Source organism: Salicola sp. AFF1, assembly GCF_056783195.1.
Window position 1 is genome coordinate 180,589 of sequence record NZ_JBXAYL010000005.1, and the last position, 8,806, is coordinate 189,394.

Sequence of the window (8,806 nt, forward strand, 5' to 3'; positions counted from 1 at the left end):
CGTCAGAGTTTATTGATGGCGCGGAGCCAGCCGGCATAGAGGTGGTCGCGCTTTTCCTTGGTCATGACAGGCTCGAAGGTGCGATCGCAATGCCATAAATCGGCCAGTTCTTCGAGCGAACTGTAAACGCCCGCTTGAAGGCCTGCCAGGTAAGCCGCCCCCAGTGCCGTGGTTTCTATGAGGGAAGGGCGGTCAACGCGCGCGCCAAGAATGTCAGCCAGAAACTGCAGCACCCAATTGTTGACCACCATTCCGCCATCAACCCGCAGGGTGACAGGGCGTATACCGTCTTTCTCCATCGTTTTCTGCAAGTCTTTGGTCTGGTAACACACGGACTGCAATCCTGCGGTTACGATTTCCTTGATACCGGTATCGCGGGTAAGGCCCAGAATCGCGCCCCGGGCGTTCGGGTCCCAGTGGGGGGCGCCGAGACCCGTGAAAGCCGGTACCAGGTAAACACCATGATCAACCGGTGTGCCTTCGGCCAAAGGTTCTGTCTCGCAGGCATCCCGGATCAACCTCAGCCCGTCCCGCAACCATTGGATGGTGGCACCGGCGATAAAGATACTGCCCTCAAGCGCATAGGTTGGCTTGCCGTTCAAGCGGTAGGCAACGGTGGTCAGTAGGCGGTGCTCGGAGAGCAGAGCCTTGGATCCGGTATTGAGCATGAGAAAGCAGCCCGTGCCATAGGTGCTCTTGGCCATGCCGGCTTGAAAGCAGGTCTGGCCCACCATCGCAGCCTGTTGGTCACCCACGGCGCCCAGGACAGGGGTCCCCTTGACCGCTTCGGCCTCGGAGATCACGCCAAAATCATCGGCGGAATCCATGACCTGCGGCAAAAGCGATGCTGGTATGTTGAAGAGCTCCAGCAGTTCGGGGTCCCACTCCTGGGTATGGATGTTGAAGAGCAGGGTTCTGCTCGCGTTGGTGGCATCGGTACGATGCTCACGCCCACCGGTCAGGCGCCAAAGCAGGAAGCTGTCAACCGTGCCGAATGCCAGTTCGCCGCGTTCCGCCTTTTCCCTGGCACCGCTCACGTTATCGAGTACCCAGACAATCTTGGCCGCCGAGAAGTAGGGGTCGAGCAGGAGGCCGGTCTTGCTTGCCACCCATGGCTCCAGTCCCTCAGCTTTTAACGATTCACAGTAGGAGGCGGTCCGGCGGTCCTGCCAGACAATGGCGTTATACACCGGCTCGCCAGTTGCCCGGTCCCATATAACGGTGGTTTCCCGCTGGTTGGTTATGCCTGCGGCCACCACTTCACTGGCCGGGGTCGCTTCTTCCTCAACGACCTCGTTGACGGTGTTCTGAACCGATTTCCAGATGTCCTCGGGGTCGTGTTCGACCCAGCCACTGCTGGGAAAATGCTGGTCAAACTCCTGTTGGCGCGTTGCCAGGATATTGCCCTGAAGGTTGAAGAGGATGGCCCGGGAACTGGTGGTGCCCTGGTCTATGGATAGTAGGTACTGGCTCATATGGCACGGACTCCGCTTTCTTGTTTTGGTTTATTTTTGCGTTTATGAACGTAAAAGTCCAGAACCCTTTTCGTTAGCGCACATTTGGTTGGGCGCTGACGGCCAAGCTGCTGAAATTGAAGTTTAGAGGCGCTAGACTGTTGCGAGTGAAAACGGATCGTTAGAGTTTTTATCGGTCGACTGAATGCGAGATATGACTAGAGGTGGCTTCAATGGCACAGCGTCGCCGGCAGGACCTGATCATGGAACTGATCCAGAAGAATGGATTTGTGACCACCGAGCAGCTTGTGGAGCAGTTCAATGTGACGCCGCAGACAATCCGCAGGGATCTCAATGAACTGGCAAAAAAGAAGACACTGCGGCGGCATCACGGGGGTGCGGGCATTGATTCAAGCACGGTCAACACGTCCTACCAGACCCGCAAGATCATGGACCTGGAGGCCAAGGAGCGTATGGCCGAGGCGATTGTCGAGCTGATTCCCGACAATGCCTCCATGTTCATCAACATCGGGACCACCACCGAAACCATCGCAAAGGCGCTGCTGAAGCGGAACAACCTCCAGGTTGTCACCAACAATCTCCATGTTGCCTCTATCCTGTCGGCGAAAGAGGACTGTCACGTCATTATCGCCGGGGGAGAGGTCCGGAATCGCGACGGCGGGATCGTTGGGGAGGCCACCCGGGATTTCATCAACCAGTTCAAGATGGATTTTGGAATCATCGGCATCAGTGGTATCCACAGCGATGGCTCGCTGCTCGATTTCGACTACCGGGAAGTGCGTGTCGCCCAGTCGATCATTGCCAACTCGGCGCAGGTACTGTTGGCGGCGGACCAGTCGAAGTTCGGTCGAAAAGCGATGGTCCGGCTTGGCAACATTACCCAGGCTGACTACCTGTTTACGGACAACGAACCCCCTGTTGAGATCCGCCAGCTTCTGACCGAGCACCACGTGGATCTGCGTATCGTGTAACCCGCCAGTTTTCGGTCTGCTTCATTACTGGACCTCCTTTCGCTTCATCGTTTTCGGATTTTTTCTTAATTTTCCTTTACGAATACCGAGTGCTTTCGCATACTGACCGTGATCCGATCCCGGGACTGGAACGTGACCGTGAGGCCCGAGGATCCTTTCGAATTACGTCAGGAGGCAGTCAATAATGAACGCAGACCACGAAAGCTTCGATGTTGTTGTCGTGGGGGGCGGCGTTAATGGCGCTGGTATCGCCATGGATGCAGCGGGTCGGGGCCTGAAGGTCCTGCTTTGTGAGATGGATGACCTCGCGTCCGCAACCTCGTCAAGCAGCAGCAAGCTGATCCACGGTGGCCTCCGGTATCTTGAGCATTATGAATTCCGGCTCGTGCGCGAAGCATTGGGAGAGCGCGAATCCCTGTTGCGCAATGCGCCCCATATCATGTGGCCGTTGCGTTTCCGTTTGCCGCACCGTTCCCACCTGCGGCCTGCCTGGATGATCCGTGCCGGGCTGTTTCTCTACGACCATCTCGCCAAGCGGGAAATGCTGCCGGGTTCCCGTTCCATCAGGTTCGAAAGCTCGGACCCTTTGAAACCGGATATTGAGAAGGGCTTTGAGTATTCCGATGGCTGGGCTGATGATGCCCGGTTGGTGGTGCTGGCGGCCAAGAAGGCGGAAGAATGCGGGGCCAGCGTGCTGACCCGGACCAAGTGCGTGAACGCGGAGCGTGGCCAGGATGAATGGCGGGTCACACTGCGTGACCTGCAGCGCGATACGGATCGGGAGGTCTCAGCCAAGGCGATCATCAATGCGGCGGGACCATGGGTGAGCAATCTTTTCGGGGATGCCCTGGGGATGTCCGCTCCGAAAACCATCCGTATGGTGAAGGGCAGCCACATTGTGGTTCCTCGACTCAACAGGGAGGACGAGGCGTACATCCTTCAGAATGAAGATGACCGTATCGTGTTTGTGATTCCTTACGAGGATGAATTCTCGCTGGTGGGGACCACGGATGTTGAATTTGAGGGCGACCCCAGGCGAGCCACAATCTCGGAGGAAGAAACCGAGTATCTCCTGGCGATTGTTAACGACCACTTTAAACACCAGCTGAGTGCCGACGATGTTGTGTGGTCGTACTCCGGCGTGCGCCCGCTGATGGACGATGAAGAGGGCGATGCGAAAAAAGCTTCCAGGGATTACAGCTTTGAGGTGAGCCAGGAGGAGGACCGGGCGCCTTTGATCTCGGTTTTTGGTGGCAAGCTTACGACCTATAGAAAGCTCGCGGAGGCGGCGACCAACAAGCTGTGCCAGTTCTTCCCGGAGGCGGGTGGTGCCTGGACCCGGACAGCCCCTTTGCCGGGTGGGGACTTTACGGATCACGAGACGCTTGAGCGCCAGCTCAGGCGCGACTTTCCGTGGCTCAAGGAGACTCTGATCAGGCGTTTCGTTCGAACCTACGGTACCTTCTCCTATAAGGTGTTGCGCGGCTGCAAGCGGATGGATGATCTGGGCGCCAGGTTTGCTGGCAACCTCTATGCTGCCGAGGTGGATTACCTGGTTGACCAGGAGTGGGCACTGACGTCAGAGGACATTCTCTGGCGTCGCACCAAGCAGGGCCTGTATGCCTCCAGACAGGACGTTGCCAGTCTTGAACGCTACCTAAGCGACCACCAGAGTGAGGTGATGGAAGGCGTTACGGTGCCTCACCGTAGCGCTTGAACCCATAGCGGGCGTATGGTCGCTGAACGCTTTGCAGCCATCATCTTCCTGTAGAACCCGCGACCTCGACCGCGGGTTCTACAGGGAAAGATAAGGCGGGCCGTTCAGAAATTAAACTGCGACCCCAGGATCAACGCTGTGTACTCCCGCTGAGGCATGAGGGCGCCGCCACCTTCGCCAACGTAATCCTGCAGTTCAACCATGAAGGTTAACTGGTCAGTAACGCGGTGACGGGAGAATACCATTGTCAGCTCGTTGGCACCGCTGGCACTGTCTTCCTCGCCCTCACCATAACTGGCACCGACGGTATGGATGCCGGCCTCAAAACTGCCCTCAACGTACCACTGCTGGTACTCCTCATCCTGGGCGGTCGTGAAGATGACCGCGCTTGTATTCTCACTGATGGAGTAGTTGGCACGAGCATTGAAATTGCCAGCACTGAGTGAGCCCCCGAGGTCGACGGTCGACATGGTCGTGCTGTCACCGCCCGCGCCGCCTACGTCATCGGCGTTCTGGAAGCCGCCGCTGGTCCAGAGGCTGAAGTTGTTGCCAGCATAGTCCGCTCGGTACTCGATGCGGGGGGTCTCCCTGGTGCTTGCGGTACCGGCGGCAGCGGTTCCGCTATCCGGATCAATCGCCGCGACAGCGAGTTGAAAGCCGCCACTGCGCGGCGAGAAATAGGCGACCCGGGGCCGGAAGTCCGCATACTTGTAACCGACGCCGATACGGCCGTTCGTGGCAAGGGAGTCGACCCCCTGGGTGGGCATGATTCCGACACCCAATGCGCTGCCTTCGTCGCCGATAGCCGGAGTGCCCACCAGGCCGAAGCCCTGACCGATGCTGACGGTACCGAAGTCACCCGCTACGTTGATCTTGGCAATACGGCTGCCAAACCCGTTGGTGTTGTTGCCGCCGATCCCCATGTGATTGTTGAGCTGAAGGTGTCCGGAAACATCCAGGCCGTTCTGTGTTGGCGCAGAGAACGTGAGGTTAAGGCTTGCCGGATTGAAACCGGATCCCACCCCCACATTCGTGTCTCCACCCTCTTCATCCTCGGCAACAAGGAATACTGGGATATAGCCACTGGCTCCGAGCGTCCATCCATCCTCGGTTTCGTAGGACAGCCCGGCCATTGCGGGTGAGGCCATGCCTCCCGCCATCAGCGAAAGCGCTGCGGCCAGGGATGTCTTGCGAAATGAGCGGTTTGTGCGTGTATGCGTTGGGTTTTTCGGTTCGATCATGATGCTTTCCTGTTGTTGTTTGTGCTTAATCCTGCCGAGCCGTCCGCCTTTGCCAGGGTCGGAAAGGGCATAACCGGCATTTTCAACAACGAACTGAGCAGGAATAACCCTGTCTTGGGGAGAGTGTCAGTTCGCATTTGAAAATAGTAGTCTCTGTTTGCGGGAAAGGAAAGTTTTGTGGTCGAAAACGCTCGGTATGTTTGGTGTCTTTGGCCTCTTATAAGGAGCTTTGTGTTCTTAGGTGTCTGATTTGTAGTGTTTATTGCTTTATGTTCACAATTTTTCGGTTTTCGTTGACGAACTGACGAGTAGGGTCTACCGTTGTTTTAGCGAAAATCGATGCATCGTTAACGCGCGCCATCAAGGGGTGTTGTCCCGGTGGCTCTGCAGACCTGGCGCGGGATGCGGCGCGAGAGACGGCGGAAGGTCAGCCAGTAACCGGAATAGGAGTTGAGCAATGAGTATCCGTATCGCAATCAACGGCTTTGGTCGGATCGGCCGTAACGTGCTGCGCTCACTGTATGAAAATGGGTATCGGGATCAGGTCCAGGTTGTCGCGATCAATGACCTTGGCGATGCTGAAACCAACGCCCACCTTCTCAAGTACGACACGGTGCATGGCCGTTTCGAGGGCGTTGTCAACCATGATGCGGAATCCATGACCGTCAATGGGGACCGCATTGCCGTGAGTGCCCTTAAGGATCCCGACGCGTTGCCCTGGCAGACGTACCACGTGGATGTGGTGCTCGAGTGTACCGGGCTGTTCACCAAGCGTGAGCAGGCTGCTGCGCATCTCCGTGCCGGGGCCCGAAAGGTGGTGATCTCGGCGCCTTCGCCGGACCCGGACGCGACCGTGGTCCATGGCGTCAATGACCATGTGCTGGATGCCAGCCACGAGGTTATTTCAAACGCCTCCTGCACAACCAACTGTCTCGCGCCCGTCGTTGAGGCATTGGAACATGCCATTGGTATTGAAAGTGGGCTCATGACCACGGTGCATTCCTATACCAACGACCAGAACCTGAGCGATGTCTATCACAAGGATATCTACCGGGCCAGGTCCGCTACCCATTCCATGATACCGACGCAAACGGGGGCGGCAGCTTCCATTGGCAAAGTCATTCCGTCTCTGGCAGGCAAGCTTGACGGCCTCGCGGTCCGGGTTCCGACCATCAATGTGTCACTGGTGGACCTGGGGCTCGTTGGTAAGCGTGAGACCACAACGGAAGAGGTCAATGAGATCCTTCGCCAGGCTGCCGCCAACAGTTCGGTGCTCGGGTTCAATGATGAGAAACTGGTAAGTGTCGATTTCAATCACAGCGTTCTTTCCAGTGTGTTTGATGCCAACCATACCCGTGTCATTGGCAGGCACGTTAAGGTAATGGCGTGGTACGACAATGAATGGGGCTTTTCGACGCGGATGCTCGACAACGCCGTTGCCCTGATGAAGGCAAGCCAGTAACGATAGGACCAGCTCAATGCTCAGGCGCACCAAGATAGTCTCAACACTCGGCCCCTCCACGGACTCGGCCGAATCGCTGGCCGCGATTATAGGGGCGGGGGTCGATGTGACTCGGCTCAACTTCTCCCATGGCAGTGCCCAGGAGCATATCGACCGGGTCGGGCGGGTGCGGGAGGCGGCTTCTGCCCAGGGGCGCTTCGTCGCCCTGCTGGCGGATCTTCAGGGCCCGAAGCTGCGGATTTCCGGATTCAGGGAGAACAAGGTCACCCTGACAGCGGGCCAGGAATTCGTGCTGGATGCGGCCATGCCCAAGGACGCCGGTACCAGCCACCAGGTGGGCATCGACTACGAACAGCTGGTTGATGATGTAGCGCCCGGGGATGTGCTGGTTCTGGATGATGGGGCGATTGAAATGGAGGTGGTCGCGGTTGGCGATAGCAGCATCACCTCCCGGGTTCTGGTCGGCGGCGTTCTTTCCGATAACAAGGGACTGAACAAGCGGGGCGGGGGACTGTCCGCCAATGCGCTTACGGATAAGGACAAGGAGGATATTGTGACGGCCGCCCGTCTGGGGGCCGACTATGTGGCGGTGTCCTTCGTGCGCAGTGCCGAGGATCTGCACACGGCGCGCCGGCTTTTGAAAGAAGCCGGCTCCGAGGCTGGCCTGGTTGCCAAGATTGAGCGCGCCGAGCTGGCCCATGACGAGGCGGCGCTCGACGGGGTCATCGAGGCATCCGATGTGGTCATGGTGGCGAGGGGCGATCTCGCGGTGGAAATCGGTGATGCCGAGCTGGTCGGTGTCCAGAAGCACATTATCCATCGTGCCCGGGTGTTGAACCGCAGTGTTATTACCGCCACCCAGATGATGGAGTCCATGATCACCAGTCCCATGCCGACGCGTGCGGAAGTTTCCGACGTGGCCAACGCGGTCATGGACTACACGGATGCCGTCATGCTGTCTGCTGAAACCGCGGTGGGTGACTATCCCGTAGAGGCGGTGGAGTCGATGGTGCGCATCTGCCTGGGCGCCGAGAAGCATCCCTCCATGCGCCAGTCACAGCATCGTATCCATGAAGCCATGGAGCACGTGGACGAGGCCGTTGCGTTATCCGCCATGTACGCGGCCAATCATCTTGAAGGCGTTACGGCGATCATCTGTATGACGGAGTCCGGGGCAACGCCCCGGTTGATGTCCCGGATCAAATCAAGCCTGCCCATCTTCGCTTTTTCCAGACATCATGCCACCCAGCATCGTGTGGTCCTGTTGCGCGGCGTCCAGACGGTGCCCTTTGATACCCTCGAGATTCCCAATGAGCAGACGAACGCATTGGCGGTCTCGGAGTTGGTGCGCCGGGGCGTGGTGGAAGAGGGTGACCGGGTCGTGATCACCAAGGGGGACTATGTGAATGCCCAGGGTGGCACGAACACGATGAAAATTGTCCGGGTCGGGGCGGATATCCAGTGAAGGCAGCCGTCGCCCCGTCCCGGGGCAGCCGAGACGATGGGTGCGCAAGGGAAGTGCAGGCCTGCGCCCGAGCTGAGCTCGGGTAGATCTGGAATGGTCCCTATAAACAATGGGTTGTGGGGGCTGTCTAAGGGTGGCATGCAATATGCTCCTTACAGGGCACGAGGCCGGGAGCGCATTCGTCGCGGGGGTAGAACAGGGTGCGCTTCCCGGTCTCGCCCTTAACAGCATCGCAGGAGGTGACCCATGAAACGAGCAACCGGCAGCCGTCTTTTGTTTGAGCTGACCCATGCGTATGAGCAGTCGCTGGTCGAGAGCCTGCACGAGTACTTTGACTGGGCATACCTGAACAACTGAGCCATCCGCTGTATGACGCCAAACCCCGGCTGCGGCCGGGGTTTTTTGTTTGCCCGGCGAAGCCGGCAAACCCGGCCACCTGCAAGAAGGTGGCGTCACCCCGACTGAGGGGAAGACA

General features: G+C 58.2%; 6 protein-coding genes. 4 read left to right on the top strand and 2 right to left on the bottom strand.

Annotated features, from left to right (window positions below):
- Nucleotides 1–2: 2 nt before the first annotated feature.
- Entirely contained in the window at nucleotides 3–1,475 is a 1,473-nt protein-coding gene (gene glpK / locus AC1RQI_RS05250; RefSeq protein WP_481903946.1) for a glycerol kinase GlpK, read from the bottom strand.
- A 212-nt stretch (nucleotides 1,476–1,687) separates the two neighbouring features.
- Here glpK and AC1RQI_RS05255 point away from each other — a divergent pair, with 212 nt between their 5' ends.
- Nucleotides 1,688–2,446 (top strand): DeoR/GlpR family transcriptional regulator, encoded by a 759-nt coding sequence (locus AC1RQI_RS05255; protein WP_416633433.1) that lies wholly within the window; start codon nucleotides 1,688–1,690, stop codon nucleotides 2,444–2,446.
- Between the two features lie 184 nt (nucleotides 2,447–2,630).
- A complete protein-coding gene (gene glpD / locus AC1RQI_RS05260) occupies nucleotides 2,631–4,163 on the top strand; it encodes a glycerol-3-phosphate dehydrogenase (protein ID WP_481903947.1) in 1,533 nt (510 codons plus the stop codon).
- 104 nt (nucleotides 4,164–4,267) lie between these two features.
- Here the strand turns inward: glpD and AC1RQI_RS05265 are convergent, their stop codons facing one another.
- Complete coding sequence (locus tag AC1RQI_RS05265) at nucleotides 4,268–5,404, bottom strand: porin (RefSeq protein WP_481903948.1); 1,137 nt, start codon at nucleotides 5,402–5,404, stop codon at nucleotides 4,268–4,270.
- 457 nt (nucleotides 5,405–5,861) lie between these two features.
- Between AC1RQI_RS05265 and gap the strand changes: the two genes are divergently transcribed.
- Both gap and pyk read left to right on the top strand, forming a co-directional pair.
- Complete coding sequence (gene gap / locus AC1RQI_RS05270) at nucleotides 5,862–6,866, top strand: type I glyceraldehyde-3-phosphate dehydrogenase (RefSeq protein WP_481903949.1); 1,005 nt, start codon at nucleotides 5,862–5,864, stop codon at nucleotides 6,864–6,866.
- Nucleotides 6,867–6,882: 16 nt separating this feature from the next.
- Complete coding sequence (pyk, locus tag AC1RQI_RS05275; protein WP_481903950.1) at nucleotides 6,883–8,331, top strand: pyruvate kinase; 1,449 nt, start codon at nucleotides 6,883–6,885, stop codon at nucleotides 8,329–8,331.
- Nucleotides 8,332–8,806 lie beyond the last annotated feature (475 nt).

Excerpts from the sequence above, each read along its gene's own strand:
- glpK (WP_481903946.1), bottom strand. The coding sequence starts at position 1,475 with ATGAGCCAGTACCTACTATCCATAGACCAGGGCACCACCAGTTCCCGG.
- AC1RQI_RS05255 (WP_416633433.1), top strand. The coding sequence starts at position 1,688 with ATGGCACAGCGTCGCCGGCAGGACCTGATCATGGAACTGATCCAGAAG.
- glpD (WP_481903947.1), top strand. The coding sequence starts at position 2,631 with ATGAACGCAGACCACGAAAGCTTCGATGTTGTTGTCGTGGGGGGCGGC.
- AC1RQI_RS05265 (WP_481903948.1), bottom strand. The coding sequence starts at position 5,404 with ATGATCGAACCGAAAAACCCAACGCATACACGCACAAACCGCTCATTT.
- gap (WP_481903949.1), top strand. The coding sequence starts at position 5,862 with ATGAGTATCCGTATCGCAATCAACGGCTTTGGTCGGATCGGCCGTAAC.
- pyk (WP_481903950.1), top strand. The coding sequence starts at position 6,883 with ATGCTCAGGCGCACCAAGATAGTCTCAACACTCGGCCCCTCCACGGAC.